The 13,352-nt window shown below is 37.7% G+C and carries 13 protein-coding genes and 1 riboswitch; of the genes, 1 reads left to right on the forward strand and 12 read right to left on the reverse strand.

Going from position 1 to position 13,352, the window contains the following annotated elements; all coding sequences use genetic code 11:
• Positions 1 to 18: 18 nt before the first annotated feature.
• The 9 genes from AC1VNJ_RS24890 to AC1VNJ_RS24930 form a co-directional block, all read right to left on the reverse strand.
• On the reverse strand, positions 19 to 1,353 hold the full coding sequence (locus AC1VNJ_RS24890) for an FAD-dependent oxidoreductase (protein ID WP_482641504.1): 1,335 nt from the start codon (positions 1,351 to 1,353) through the stop codon (positions 19 to 21).
• Positions 1,354 to 1,593: 240 nt separating this feature from the next.
• Positions 1,594 to 2,031 (reverse strand): YrvL family regulatory protein, encoded by a 438-nt coding sequence (locus AC1VNJ_RS24895; protein ID WP_033578903.1) that lies wholly within the window; start codon positions 2,029 to 2,031, stop codon positions 1,594 to 1,596.
• Positions 2,032 to 2,328: 297 nt separating this feature from the next.
• The gene (locus tag AC1VNJ_RS24900) at positions 2,329 to 4,410 is read right to left on the reverse strand and encodes a DNA topoisomerase III (protein WP_033578902.1); all 2,082 of its coding nucleotides are present in this window, start codon (positions 4,408 to 4,410) and stop codon (positions 2,329 to 2,331) included.
• 127 nt (positions 4,411 to 4,537) lie between these two features.
• On the reverse strand, positions 4,538 to 6,190 hold the full coding sequence (locus tag AC1VNJ_RS24905; RefSeq protein WP_482641505.1) for a DUF2339 domain-containing protein: 1,653 nt from the start codon (positions 6,188 to 6,190) through the stop codon (positions 4,538 to 4,540).
• A gap of 173 nt (positions 6,191 to 6,363) precedes the next feature.
• A complete protein-coding gene (locus AC1VNJ_RS24910; protein ID WP_013056931.1) occupies positions 6,364 to 6,600 on the reverse strand; it encodes a hypothetical protein in 237 nt (78 codons plus the stop codon).
• Positions 6,601 to 6,701: 101 nt separating this feature from the next.
• The gene (locus AC1VNJ_RS24915; RefSeq protein ID WP_033578900.1) at positions 6,702 to 7,145 is read right to left on the reverse strand and encodes a hypothetical protein; all 444 of its coding nucleotides are present in this window, start codon (positions 7,143 to 7,145) and stop codon (positions 6,702 to 6,704) included.
• 151 nt (positions 7,146 to 7,296) lie between these two features.
• Positions 7,297 to 8,325: a spore photoproduct lyase gene (gene splB, locus AC1VNJ_RS24920; RefSeq protein WP_025752275.1), complete on the reverse strand. Its 1,029-nt coding sequence runs from the start codon at positions 8,323 to 8,325 to the stop codon at positions 7,297 to 7,299.
• A gap of 112 nt (positions 8,326 to 8,437) precedes the next feature.
• Positions 8,438 to 8,686 carry a transcriptional regulator SplA domain-containing protein gene (locus tag AC1VNJ_RS24925; protein ID WP_033578899.1) on the reverse strand — a complete coding sequence of 83 codons (249 nt, stop codon included), beginning with the start codon at positions 8,684 to 8,686 and terminating at the stop codon, positions 8,438 to 8,440.
• Positions 8,687 to 8,771: 85 nt separating this feature from the next.
• Entirely contained in the window at positions 8,772 to 9,731 is a 960-nt protein-coding gene (locus tag AC1VNJ_RS24930; protein ID WP_028413456.1) for a LacI family DNA-binding transcriptional regulator, read from the reverse strand.
• 124 nt (positions 9,732 to 9,855) lie between these two features.
• On the opposite strand from AC1VNJ_RS24930, the gene AC1VNJ_RS24935 reads away from it, so the two are divergent.
• The gene (locus AC1VNJ_RS24935; protein WP_255219815.1) at positions 9,856 to 9,984 is read left to right on the forward strand and encodes a hypothetical protein; all 129 of its coding nucleotides are present in this window, start codon (positions 9,856 to 9,858) and stop codon (positions 9,982 to 9,984) included.
• 39 nt (positions 9,985 to 10,023) lie between these two features.
• Here AC1VNJ_RS24935 and AC1VNJ_RS24940 read toward each other — a convergent pair whose 3' ends face one another.
• The 3 genes from AC1VNJ_RS24940 to AC1VNJ_RS24950 all read right to left on the reverse strand — a co-directional run bounded on the left by AC1VNJ_RS24940 (position 10,024) and on the right by AC1VNJ_RS24950 (position 13,299).
• Positions 10,024 to 11,334: a Na+/H+ antiporter NhaC family protein gene (locus AC1VNJ_RS24940; RefSeq protein WP_034265856.1), complete on the reverse strand. Its 1,311-nt coding sequence runs from the start codon at positions 11,332 to 11,334 to the stop codon at positions 10,024 to 10,026.
• 85 nt (positions 11,335 to 11,419) lie between these two features.
• Positions 11,420 to 11,526, reverse strand: a riboswitch (SAM riboswitch).
• Positions 11,527 to 11,627: 101 nt separating this feature from the next.
• Positions 11,628 to 12,395 (reverse strand): ABC transporter permease, encoded by a 768-nt coding sequence (locus AC1VNJ_RS24945; RefSeq protein WP_482641506.1) that lies wholly within the window; start codon positions 12,393 to 12,395, stop codon positions 11,628 to 11,630.
• Positions 12,388 to 13,299 (reverse strand): ABC transporter ATP-binding protein, encoded by a 912-nt coding sequence (locus tag AC1VNJ_RS24950; protein ID WP_482641507.1) that lies wholly within the window; start codon positions 13,297 to 13,299, stop codon positions 12,388 to 12,390. Before AC1VNJ_RS24950 ends, AC1VNJ_RS24945 begins: the two co-directional genes overlap by 8 nt.
• Between the last annotated feature and the right edge of the window lie 53 nt (positions 13,300 to 13,352).

The following is a 13,352-nucleotide window of genomic DNA, read 5'->3' on the forward strand; positions in this document are numbered from 1 at the left end:
AGGTAGTCACCTGCTTTTTTATGCTTGAAGCGCTTGAAGCCCTGCTTGGTTTAAGAAATGCCAAGGCTTATTAAAGTGGGGTTGAAAGAAAAAGTCCATAAAGCCAAGCTCATCGATCGTCATTTCCTGCTGTACGCATACGGACAATGTATTAATTGCTTGAGTAGCATCAATTTTAGAAATAACCTGTGCACCTACAATTCGTCTCGTTTCTTCTTCATATACTACTTTTAACGTAATATTTTCGTACGTTGGCATGAATTCTGGTCGGTTATTTTCTGATATTGTGATACTTTTCACATTCATATCAAAAAGAGAAGCCGCTGTTTCAGTTATGCCGGTAGATGCAACATTGTAATCATAAATATGCAAGCCTGATGTTCCTTGTGTTCCCATATACTTGATCGTCGGTTTAACAAGGTTTTGAGCAACTAATGTTCCCATTCTAACCGCATTTGTAGCAAGCGGAATATAGGCATGTTTCTTAATCGGATTGTAGTAAATCGCACAGCTATCTCCGGCCGCAAATATATCTTTTTTGCTTGTTTGCATATATTCATCAACCACAATTGCGCCGTTTGGAAGCATGTCTACCTGCCCTTTTACTAAGTCTGTGTTTGGACGAAAGCCAACACACAAAATAACAAGATCCGCTTCATATTCACCTGCAGTTGTCACTACTTTTTCAACAGATCCATCGCTGCCTGCAAATTTAGTAACCGCTTGGTTTAATGCTAATGTAACTCCCCGCTTTTTAAATTCCGTTTCCATCAAGCTTGTAAACTCTGGATCAAGATATTTATTTAAAATACGATCAGCACTATCAATGAACGTGACTTCTTTTCCATACACTTCAAAGGCTTCTACTAATTCTGCACCAATATAACCCGCACCAATTACGGCGATTTTTTTTGCTTGTTTTGCTTTTTCGATAATGTGATTAGCATGCTGATAGTTTTTACAAAGCACAACATTATTTAAATCGATGCCTTCAAGGTTTGGAATAATCGGCCATGATCCAGTCGTCATCACTAATTTATCAAATGTATCTTCAAATTCTTCGTTTGTTTCTAAGTTTCGCACCGCTATTTTTTTGTCTTCTGTATCAATATTCGTCACTTCATGTTTCATTTTCATATTTACACCCATCTCTTGCAATTCAGACGGTGAAGAGTAAAATAAACCATTTGCATCTTTTACGACCCCGCCTACATAGAGCGCAATTCCACAAGACAAAAATGAAACATTATCATTTCGCTCATAAACTGTAATTTTAGCTTCTGGATAAAGTTCTGCCATATTTTTCACTGTTGCTGTTCCTGCATGTGTACACCCTACTACTGCAATTTTCATAGATGATATCCCCCTTAGGATTATAGAAAATATAATTTGTGAAGTTTTTCACATATATTGTGAAATGTTTCACATATCTTTTACAATTCTTATTATACAAACATGTTTGTTCTTTTTCAAGAGATATGTGAAAAAAATCACATACTTTTTTAAAAAAATATGTTACAGAGTTCTTTAAATAGCATTGAAGCTTGATATGATGCACTTTTTTTGTTGATGCGCTGCTGATGAACAATTTCATCAGCTTGTTTTTTTACGTAGAAACTCACTATCCAATGCACTCTCTAACAAAAAAAATAAACCGGATAAAATAATCATCGCTAAAATAGATACACGGATTCCGCTTACAAGCAAGTCTGCTATATAAACCGATAGAAAAGTAAAAAATATGTCCACAAAAGCTGCAGATGCTACAAATAATACTCTGTTCATCCTAGCATTCTTCATTAAAAAAATAAGCGCCTTTGAAAAAAGCTCTGTGATAGAGCCAAACACAAAAATAAAAAATAGAAATAAACATATGGCCCAGTAAGAGTCATACTCCACTCCCATCACTCTAAGGAAGCCTATAAAACCAAAAAAGTAGCTTCCCATTAAGATAGCTAAAATGATTAGTACCATCGCTCCTGCTATAAAGAACGCAATTAAACGATCCATTCCCTTGCTTTTTCTTTTCATTGTTCCATGCCACCTTACTTATGATTCAATCCGTATTATACCAAAAAGAGGACGAGACATAACGAAACGAATCCATTCTAAAAACAAACAACTAGTACACATGAGCGGAGTCACTTTGGACACCGCCTTTGATTTCCGTGCAAGACTTCGCCTTGTCCTCCAATCAACTGCTAGAAAGACCTACACACGAAACCTACATTTACCACAACAAAAAAACGAACCACGAATCAAACATCTTGATCAATGGTTCGTTTTTCACTTTGTCTAAAATCTTTTTGTCCTAGTCTCTTTTCTACTTTACTTATCTTTTTTATCTTGAAGAGCTTGTTTTAAAGCATCTCCCAAGCTTGAACCAAATGCTCCGTCATCGTTGTATTTGTTAAGAAGCTTTCGTTCTTCTCGTTTTGAAATCTTTTTCTTTTTATCCTCGGCTTTTTCCACTACTTGACATGAACGGCATTGGAAATACGTACCTGCTTTTCCTGAATGAATTTCCATTCGTTTATGACACTGCGGACAGCGTCGGTTCGATAGTTTAGGGTCTTTTGCGCGTCTATAGCTGCACTCAAGGCTTGAACAAACGAGCACTCTTCCTTGCTTTGTTTTCTTTTCTTTTAAGAACGAACCGCATTCCGGACATTTAGAGCCCGTTAAATTATGAGGTTTGTACGTTTGATTACTTGTTTTTACTTGCTTGACTAGCTTTTCTGTTTGTTCGCGAATATTCGTTAAAAACTCTTTTGCATTTCCTTTTCCTTTAGCAATTGCTTCTAAGTCACGTTCCCATTTAGCCGTAAGCTCAGGAGACTTTAACTCGTCTGCTACTAAGTCAATCAGCTGCTTTCCTTTTTTTGTTGCGTGCAGACGGTTATTTTGGCGATCAATGGATTCGTTTTGCAGAAGTTTTTCAATAATATCTGCGCGTGTTGCCGGCGTACCTAAGTTGTGTTTTTCCATTTGTCCAAGAAGATCGGCTTCTGTATAGCGCTGCGGCGGCTCTGTAAATGCACTTTTCATCGTTACATTTTGAATGAGCAGCTTGCTGCCTTCTTTCATATCAGGCAGCTTCACCGTTGCTTCTGAGTCTCCACCAGAAACTTTTTTGAAGCCTGCATTCACAACTTGCTTTCCGCTCGCTACCAACAGTTCCCCGTTTACTTCAAGCTCTGCTTTAACCACTTCATACTCATATGCAGGATAAAACAATGAAATAAATCGCTTTGCAATTAAGTCATACAGCTTTCGTTCATCAGCTGATAAGTCCTGTAAAAACACAGGCTGATCCGTTACGATAATCGCATGGTGATCACTTACTTTTTCATTATTAACCACTCGCTTTGGCAGCTGTGCATTTTTTAAAATTGGACGAACTTCTTCTTTATATACAGCAGAGATGCTTTCCAAGCGCTCTTTCATAGTGGAAACCATATCTGTTGTTAAATAACGAGAATCTGTACGTGGATACGTGACTAACTTATGCTGTTCATATAACTTTTGAAGTACATTCAATGTCTTCTTAGCAGAGAAGTTAAAGCGTTTGTTAGCGTCGCGCTGCAGTTCATTTAAGTCATAAGGAAGCGGCTGCGCTTCTTTATGGATTTTACGCTTGATTGTTTTCACAACTGCTTCACCTGATAATTTTGAGTGCAGCTCTTTTGCACGTTTTTCATCAAAAATGCGCTTTTCATTGCCCTTTTGCCAAGCTGCTTCAAACGACGAAAACTGAGCTGTAAGCGTCCAATATTCACTAGGTTTGAATGTGTTAATTACTTGTTCACGCTCAATTATCATCGCAAGCGTCGGTGTTTGTACACGTCCTGCTGATAATGGTTCTTCGTATTTAGTCGTTAACGCTCTCGTTACGTTTAAACCGATAAGCCAATCGGCTTCTGAACGGCAAACTGCTGAATCATACAAACGATTAAACTCTTTTCCTGGTTTTAGCTGTTTAAACCCGTCACGAATCGCTTTGTCCGTTTGAGACGAAATCCAAAGACGTTTAAACGGCTTGTTCCAGCGTACCTTTTCCATAATCCAGCGTGCTACAAGCTCTCCTTCACGCCCTGCATCAGTCGCAATAATTAACTCGCCAATATCCTTTCTTTTTGCTAGATCGGATACTGTACGAAACTGAGAGCTCACTTTACGAATTACTTTTAGTTTCATTTTCTCAGGCATAATTGGCAGATCTTCTAATCGCCATGTTTTATATTGGTTATCATAATCCTCTGGTGTTTGTAATTCAACTAAATGGCCGAGTGCCCATGTTACGACATACTTTGGCCCTTCAATATACCCTTTTTTTGTTTGTGTGCTGCCAAGCACGCGCGCAAGATCACGTGCTACACTTGGCTTTTCTGCTAATACAAGTGATTTCATTTTATGTATACCTCCAATTCACTTGTTCCATTATACATGATTGTATACTTTTTGTACGACTTCAAGATTAAGTTTACATAACCATATTATAATAAATAAAGCTGAAGAATTTCTCTTCAGCTTCTAGCTACTTCTTTTTATAAAATAGTCGCGAGATAATTAAACCGATAGCTCCTAAAACGATAAATAACAAGGCTCGTATAGCCATTGGGATAAAAGGTAAATCATATAAAACGAGTTTAAAAAGTGTTAAGAACAAAATGCCCACGCCGACATATGTTGCTGTTTTAAAATTTCGAAGTGATCCTATTACGAATGCAGCAATGGACAAGCATAGCCAAACGGCCGTCATAATAAGCGTTTGTGTATTAGCGGAAAGATCAGTGGTTCCAGCGACCGTCACTTCCGTTGCAAAAATTAAAGAAAGAATAGAAAAAACAATACTTCCTCCAATTTTGAATGTATCGTGCTCATCTTTTTCTGTTTTTTGAATACTGATCCATACAAATACTAGAATAGAAGCTAACACAACAACCCAATTTAATGTCGGAAGGGACAGCACTTGTTCGATTGGTGTAACTAAGATATACGTGGCACTCAGTATATAAATCGTATAAGAAAACAGTTGATGAAGTAGATTTTTATACGTCATGGCGATATAGTAAACAGCAAGTCCTTGAATCACATATAAAATGACTCCTTCTCTTAAATCGACGAGCTGATGAATAAAAAACGCTACTGCAACAATTAAATAGGTAATAAAAAATTCAAATTTCTCCTTAGAACTTCTTACTGTGTAAACACCTAATGCGTACATAATAACTAGCGCAAGCAGCACCATGGTGGTCGTGCCATCGTCAAAAACGGCAAGCAGCCAGCCGTACGTAGCTGCTAAACTCGATAGAAGGGTAAACGCATATACTTGGAGTACGGATTGTGATAGAAAAAAGCTAGAAATTAAGCATAAATGCTGAATCAGAATCGCCATACCTAATAACGCTTTTACACCATTATCACCAACAAACGAGTAATAAAGGAGTAGCGTAAGATTTAATAGTACCGCGGAAAGAACATATAAAATTGAATACTTTTGTTTGATTGCCACATATAAAAAGGCAATATACAGAAGCGTTTCATAGCCAATGAAAACCAGAGCATTAGGCGAATTACTTTCAATAAGAAAAGGAACTAGTACGCCTCCAACCGCGCTAATAATCCCTAATGCCTGTGAACGATAAAAGACTGTCGCGATCATCCCTAAGATAATCCAGCTCGTATTTAGTATAAAAGCAAGCGTTGGTCCTGCTAAATGATATAGGCTATGCATCGCAAACGTCGTTAACATGAGAATAGGAATAGCTCCTCCTACAAGTACTTGCCCGAGCACCAGCCTACCCTTTTTGATTTGGAAATGACCTGTTACAGCAAAACCTATCGAAACAACGAAACCGAGAACAACTTTTGCTTTTTCATTCATTAATCCATAGTCAGAGGCTGCTTTAAATCCCCATAGCACGCCAATAATAAATACGAAAATAAAAATTCTCGGCAGCCATGTTTGAAAAAGGACTTTTTCCCAATCAACAGGCTCTTCTATTGCCTGTGAGCTTTTAGCTGCTGTTTGAGCAGGACGTTTAGTCGTCTCCTGGCGCAGCTTGGGAGGAGCGTGAACTGGTGGTCTTGGAGAATTTGTTTTATATACAAGCGACTTTAGCTTGGCTACGTCTTCTTCTAAACTGCTTATTTTTCGTTCAAGCTCTTCTATTCTTTCGTTTTCCATATTTCCTCACCCTTTCTCTTTAAAGTATTTGTGATTTTTATATGTATACCTTACAGCACTTAACTATTATACCATTAAAAGGAATATCACTTAGAAACATTCTATTTTTAGCAAAAAAAAATACAGCGCCCTTTTCAAAAGAAAAGTTCGTTGTATAGGATGTGCTGCCTTTTTTATGTCACTTTCTCGCTGTATGTACTATGAAATCCCGCTTCAATGTGGGCTACTTGAAAGCTATGATGACCAATTAAATATTTAACAATATCCACACGGTCAATTTTACCTGGCTTATTGTTCATTGCTTCTCGCACCATAGATTGAAATGTTTCTTTGCAAAACTTCTTTTCATGAAGCAGAATCGTTTCACAATACTCTTCATGGTCTCCCTCTGAAATACGATAATAATGCATTTCTTTCACCCCTTTTTAATGTTATACCTATTACATACCCCAAATATTGCTATTTTAACAAATTAATTTTATTATTCTTTATTTTTCCATTTGTATATAATTTACAGCGCAACGTTTCGAAACTCATCGTTATAAATGCTAATTTGAAGACGCTGAGAAAAACGTTCTTCTTCAATGTAGGTCTCAGGCATTAATCCAACAGGATATACCCTCGGGTTTTCGCCGCTTCCTAATATGTATACATACATCTTTCCTTCGCTTGTATATCGAACTTTCGTCGAAATACCTCCTTGCCCTTGAAGAGGCGCATAAACCGCTCTTACATTATCTCTAATTTCTTGTACAAATCCATGTAGTTCAACATCCGAATCGTAATAGTGGTTTGCTTCATACAAGCCGTAAATACGAGACTTATCGATATCACATAATATGTTCCAAAATTCAGATAAATCTTCTTGGAACAACACTTGAATAAAATTTCGTGCAGCTTCTTGCTGTTCTTTTGTTAATTCTTTTGTTAGCGCAAACTCTTCATTTTTTAACATCTCAGTCACCTCCCTTATGTATGTAATACGACAAGAGATACAAATAACCTCTTTTTTCAGCTTATTAGCAACCAATTTATTTTTCACATTAAAAATTGAAAAGCTATCTCGACTAAGATGTCAAAATAACTCTTCAATTACTGTAGAATAATTACGTAAAATACTCGATTTTCGCATTTGGAAAATACTGATCAATGTAATATTCCAACGTCTCTCTTAATTCTTGTTCTTCATCTTTTGCGTATACATACTTTCCAATCCCGTAACGCCCCCATTTGTAGCGGCGCTCTTCTTCATTCATCTCAAGCTTTGTTTTCGGATAGTTTTTCTCAATCACCCGTTTGGCCGGCTTGGTAAAGCGATGCTGAATCATTTCAAATGTAATATCATCTCTTGACTCTTCAGGTATAGAAGCATCAAGCTTTTCAAACAGCTGACGGTATCCCTCTTGCCAACCTTCATGAATGTAAATAGGCGCCACAATAAAGCCAAGTGGATATCCGGCTTTTGCAACTTTATTAGCAGCTTCAATCCGATAATCAAGAGGAGATGTACCAGGTTCAAAGTTTTTTATAACATAATCTGCGTTTATGCTAAAGCGAAAGCGCGTGCGACCATTATGTTTAGCATCCAATAAATGATCCACGTGATGAAACTTAGTCACAAAGCGCAGTTGACCTAGTTCACTTTCCCCAAAATATTCAATCGCGCGCTTTAATGAATGTGTTAAATGATCAATTCCTACGATATCAGATGTACAAGCCGCTTCAAATCGCGTTATTTGAGGGGCTCTTTCCTGCATATATTGCTCTGCTTGACCTAATATTTCTTCCACATTCACGTACGTGCGAATATATGGTTTGCTTCCCATTGTTGTCTGCAAATAACAATAGTGACAGTGCCCCATACACCCTGTTGCAAAAGGTATTGCATATTCAGCTGACGGTTTAGATGTATCAAATTTCAAGGTTTTACGCACACCAACTACTAAAGTAGACTTGGCATTGCGGTATTTTTGCAAATCATTTTTTCCCGGTATATTACGCACTTGATTATGAGAAGTTGTTTGACGAATCTCAATTCCCATCTTCTCAAATTTTTCTTTTAATTGAACACCAAGCGGGTACTCCATTGCCCCTGGCTCAATGTATACTAATTGAGGTACAAAAGGTTTTATCATCATGTACACTTCCTTTTTTCTAATACTAATAGCGTTTGAAAAATAAAAAGACTCTATCCATGGTAATTATTTTCCACATCAAAAAAGACTCTCTATTTAAGAGAGCCTTTCGTCAATCATATTGTTCATAATCAAATATCTTGTTATACATGTTCTCTGCTTCTTCATACGTTGAATACACGGCATCATCTTCAGCTAACAAATGATAAGACTCATGCAGAAACAGCGCTTTTTCACCTTTATTTTCAGGATGTTCAACAATTTCAGCTTGATTAATATTGGCAACGTTTGCCGTATGAGGATTTCGGTAAATAACAAATACTTGATCTCCTACTTGATATTCTTTTTTCTCCACGATCATCATCCTTTTCTTCTTTCTTTACTCGTATGATGTCCGCTTTTACTCATTTTATCCGATAAAAACACGCGGTGAGATCATCAAGAATTTATACGCTTTTACGCTCAATAAACCGAAAAGGAAGCTCAATTTTTTGAGGATCCTTGCTCCTGACTAGTTTAAAAAGCGTTTCGCCCATTTCTTTGAGAGGAAGTTCGATCGTTGTGATTTGTAAATAAGAAGAAAGCGGATGATTATCAAAACCAATAATAGCTAAATCGCCTGGAACTGATATACCCGCTTGTTCGCACTGAGCTTTTATACCAATAGCGACTTGATCGTTTGTTACTAAAAGCGCCTGAGGCCGATTTTTCATCTGCACCAATTTTTTCACCACTTTTTCACCATCTGTCACGTTCAAACAGCCTTGAAACACCCATTCCGGATGATAAGGCTCATTTATTCTTTCTACATATTCTTTGTATGCTTGCTGTCTCTGTTGACTATTTGTACCCGTCATTCTTCCAATACAGTAGCCAATATCCGTATATCCTTTTTCTTTTAAATACATGAGCGCTTTCTTAAAAGCTGCATAATGATCAACGTATACGGAGCGAATAGAACGATTTTGTACGTTTTCGCACACGGCTATCGGCCCGTACTGCTGATAATATTCAATCGTGCTCCAGCTGCCTGCTCTAGAACAAATAATCACTCCATCAACCTGCTTTGTTTTTAGCATATGAAGCGCTTCTTCTTCTTTTTTTACATCATAGTTCGTCTGACAAATAACAAGCTGATACTGCTTTTCTAACGCTTGAGAGGCCACTCCTTCTAAAAGCAGACTGAAATAAGGATGATTAATAAAAGGCAAGACGACGGCAATCATATTTGTTTTCCCTTTTGATAAGTGAACGGCATTAATGTTTTGTTCGTAATTAAGTTCTTGAATTACTTCTTCTACCAGACGGCGCTTTTCTTCTTTTACATACGGATGATGATTTAAAACCCGTGACACGGTCGAAACAGATACACCAGCTTTTTTTGCGATATCTCGGATATTTGTCATGTTTTCACCTTTTTCTCTTGCGCTGAAACGCGTTTCATACTTTATTCTCATTATAAAGTGAAAAAGCAATAAGCTAAACCCGTTACAATCATGTTTTTATTCACTTATATAAGGAGGTCATATCATGGGTATTTTATTATTCATTTTATTATGCGGAATTGAAATCGGAGGAGCGGCTTATGCACTTAAACAAAATGAGACACTTTGGAAGGAGCTAGATGAAAAAAAGCCGACTGATTTTTTCAAACAGTAAAAAACCCTTAAAAAGAATGTTCTTTTTAAGGGTTTGATATTACGCAGCTTCTTTAGATGATTTTGATTTTTTATTTAAACGAGGAAAGCCAATTACAATCGCAATGATACCGCAAACCGCTGTTAACATTGGATAGAATGTAAATGGAATAATCTCAACCGGTGAAACTTTAGCAAATCCTGCTGCGAGAAGCATTTGTGCACCGTAAGGGATAAGCCCTTGAACGCTGCATGAAAACAAGTCGAGCAGACTGGCTGATTTACGATTATCAATTGAATACTTATCAGAGATTTCTTTCGCTAACGGACCTGCTGTAATAATTGAAATCGTGTTATTAGCCGTGGCTAAATTGGTTAAACTTACTAATCCAGCGATACTGAATTCTCCGCCTTTTTTTGTTTGAATGCGTCGTGTTAATAGGTTCAATAAGAACTGAATACCGCCGTTATAGCGAATGAGTTCAACCATTCCGCCAATTAAAAGAGATAAAATAATTAATTCCGACATTCCGCCAATACCTTCCGTCACAGTTTTAGCAAGAGAAGAAAGCGTGTAGCTTCCGTCAGCTAATCCAATCACGCCGGCTAATACAATTCCTCCGGTTAAAATGCTTAATACGTTTGCACCAAATATGGCAGCAACGAGTACGCCGACATAAGGCAAGATTTTAAACCAGCTAAAATCTTTAATTTCTACTGATGACGTATTGCCTAGCGTCATTACAAGTAATAAAATCACTGTAACAATCGCTGCAGGAAGGACAATAAAAAAGTTTACTTTTAATTTATCTGACATATTTGTTTTTTGCGTACGAACTGCCGCAATGGTCGTATCAGAGATTACGGATAAATTATCTCCAAACATTGCACCACCAACAACAGCAGCAATTGCCAATGTAATGGATACATGCGCCTGCTCACTGATTCCTACAGCGATAGGCCCTAACGCAGCGATCGTTCCCATTGACGTTCCCATCGAAATTGAAATGAATGCGCCAATAACAAAGATTCCGACTACCACTAAGCTTTGCGGAAGTACAGAAAGCGCTAAGTTTACCGTTGAATCAACAGCTCCCATGCCTTTAGCGACTTGAGAAAAAGCACCTGCCAAAATAAAAATAAGTACCATAATAATGATATCAGGATGCCCTGCTCCTTTAGCAAAGCGTTCCACTTTTACATTAAGTGAATCTTTGCGGTTCATAGCCAGCGCCACAATGGCTGCAATGATAATAGCTACTAATACAGGCAGCTTATAAAAATCTCCCGTTATAATTCCTGATCCGACAAACAGGACTAAAAAGACGCCCAGCGGTAACAGCGCCCAGCCGTTTCCTTTTTGTTGTTCCATTCTTAACACCTCTTGTTTACGTAATAAAAAAAGACCTCTTCTTATTGATAAGAAGAGGTCTCTTATTTGTATCATAAGATTACCCTTCTCATCTTCCAAACGAAACATCGTCTGCTGGATTTGGCACCGCACTGCGTACAGCCAGTTGCCGAGACATCATAGGGCCAGTCCCTCCGTCTCTCTTGATAAGAAGTTTATAGTTGTTTTAAAAATAGTCTTTCACTACTGTAATCTCTTTTTATTTAATTGTCAAATGCTATTTTAGAAAAATATATAGTGTGAAAATTCTCACATCAATTAGCTACGTCACGTTTTAAAAACGCCACCCACGCTACGCCTATAAAGAAGACAAAGTGTGCAACTAAGATGAAGATTGAAAATGGAATTGTCATTCCGTCAAACATCGTCTTCATTCCGTCCATATACTGCACAAAGTTTGTGTTGGCGAACAGTAAAAATTTCCCCCACCATAGACCAAACTGCGATACTATCCCAGTTACTGCTTTCGCCCCAATACTTACGACAATAGCTAGACTTGAAGCAAGCGCGCTGTTTCTAAATAAAGACGACAGCATGAATGCGAACGTCATCATCATAAACGTTTCCATATACGCGCTGTCATACGTAAGCGTAATGTTTTTAAGCAGCTGCGCATCTCCTTCTAGACTGGCAAATCCAAAGAACAATGCTCCCCATACAAACGAAAAAAGCAAATAGCTCAGCAAGTAATACAAGCTAATTAAAACGAGCGTTATGTACTTGGACGTTAAAATCGTTGAACGTCTAGCAGGGCGAATTAAAAGAAGCTTAATGGTACCCGCTTCAAACTCTTTTGCAACCATTGATCCTCCAACAGCAAGCGCGAAAAATTGAACGAGGATCAGCATGCCTGCACTAAATGACAGGAAATTCAATATGTTGTCTTCCGTTCCTGCGCTGTTTGCTACTTTCTTCATTAAAAGAGCCATACAAAGAGTTAAGATGCCGATTGTAATAAACGTGACTTTTGTACTTCTTTTGTAAAACCATTTCATATGTTCATTTTGAATTAACTTAAGCATGGTGCTCTCCCTCCGTAACGGACATAAACGAATCTTCAAGCGTCTCATAAACAGGAGTGATTCGGTAGACTAAAATATCGCTGTCCACTAATTTTCTATTCACAGCTGGAATTTGTTCTTTCATAATCACTACATCAATACTATCGGATTTTATTGTTACTTGGAATTCTTGAGATAAAAGATCCGCTGCTTGTTGCACGTCAGATACTTCAAATTCTACATACATCCCTTGATCTTGACGATTTGGAGATAGATCTTGAACAGCTTTTAACTCGCCGTTTTGAATAATACCAACGCGGTCACATAATGCTTCCACTTCTTTTAATAAGTGGCTCGCGATTAAAATTGAAATACCTTCTTCCCTGCAGAGGGTTTGTAAATATGTACGAAATTCTCTCATTCCCGCTGGGTCTAGACCATTTGTTGGTTCGTCTAGTAAAAGCAATGCAGGCTTATGTAAAATAGCTTGAGCTACTCCTAAACGCTGTCTCATCCCAAGGGAATACGTCTTCACTTTTGCATGAATGCTGTTTTCAAGCTTTACTAGCGCAATCACTTCATCCAAGCGTTCTGCCGTGATCCCTTCATGCATATTCGCAAAGTGTTTTAAATTTTGATAGCCCGTCAGATAATCATAAAACTCAGGGTTTTCAATAATCGCTCCAATTGATTTCATAGCTGATGTAAACTGTTCTTTTAAAGGAAACCCATTGACGGTAATTGTTCCCTTTGTTTCTTTAATGAGTCCTACGACGGTACGAATGAGCGTTGTTTTTCCAGATCCGTTCGGACCAAGCAATCCGAAAATCTCACCGCGCTCAACCGATAAGGATACATCATGCAAAATGGTTTTCTTCCCCATTACTTTACTGACATGATCTACTTGTAGCACTGTTTCTGTCATCATGTACATCCTTTCTTTAATTAGCAATACGCCTTCTATTGTTTCTCTTTTTT

The organism is Priestia sp. 3CA3 (assembly GCF_056836725.1).

Coding starts and splice junctions, on each gene's coding strand:
- AC1VNJ_RS24910 (WP_013056931.1), bottom strand. CDS start 6,600: ATGCATTATTATCGTATTTCAGAGGGAGACCATGAAGAGTATTGTGAA.
- AC1VNJ_RS24925 (WP_033578899.1), bottom strand. CDS start 8,686: ATGATCGTGGAGAAAAAAGAATATCAAGTAGGAGATCAAGTATTTGTT.
- AC1VNJ_RS24940 (WP_034265856.1), bottom strand. CDS start 11,334: ATGGAACAACAAAAAGGAAACGGCTGGGCGCTGTTACCGCTGGGCGTC.
- AC1VNJ_RS24915 (WP_033578900.1), bottom strand. CDS start 7,145: ATGTTAAAAAATGAAGAGTTTGCGCTAACAAAAGAATTAACAAAAGAA.
- AC1VNJ_RS24890 (WP_482641504.1), bottom strand. CDS start 1,353: ATGAAAATTGCAGTAGTAGGGTGTACACATGCAGGAACAGCAACAGTG.
- AC1VNJ_RS24935 (WP_255219815.1), top strand. CDS start 9,856: ATGGGTATTTTATTATTCATTTTATTATGCGGAATTGAAATCGGAGGA.
- AC1VNJ_RS24945 (WP_482641506.1), bottom strand. CDS start 12,395: ATGCTTAAGTTAATTCAAAATGAACATATGAAATGGTTTTACAAAAGA.
- splB (WP_025752275.1), bottom strand. CDS start 8,325: ATGATAAAACCTTTTGTACCTCAATTAGTATACATTGAGCCAGGGGCA.
- AC1VNJ_RS24930 (WP_028413456.1), bottom strand. CDS start 9,731: ATGACAAATATCCGAGATATCGCAAAAAAAGCTGGTGTATCTGTTTCG.
- AC1VNJ_RS24905 (WP_482641505.1), bottom strand. CDS start 6,190: ATGGAAAACGAAAGAATAGAAGAGCTTGAACGAAAAATAAGCAGTTTA.
- AC1VNJ_RS24900 (WP_033578902.1), bottom strand. CDS start 4,410: ATGAAATCACTTGTATTAGCAGAAAAGCCAAGTGTAGCACGTGATCTT.
- AC1VNJ_RS24950 (WP_482641507.1), bottom strand. CDS start 13,299: ATGACAGAAACAGTGCTACAAGTAGATCATGTCAGTAAAGTAATGGGG.
- AC1VNJ_RS24895 (WP_033578903.1), bottom strand. CDS start 2,031: ATGAAAAGAAAAAGCAAGGGAATGGATCGTTTAATTGCGTTCTTTATA.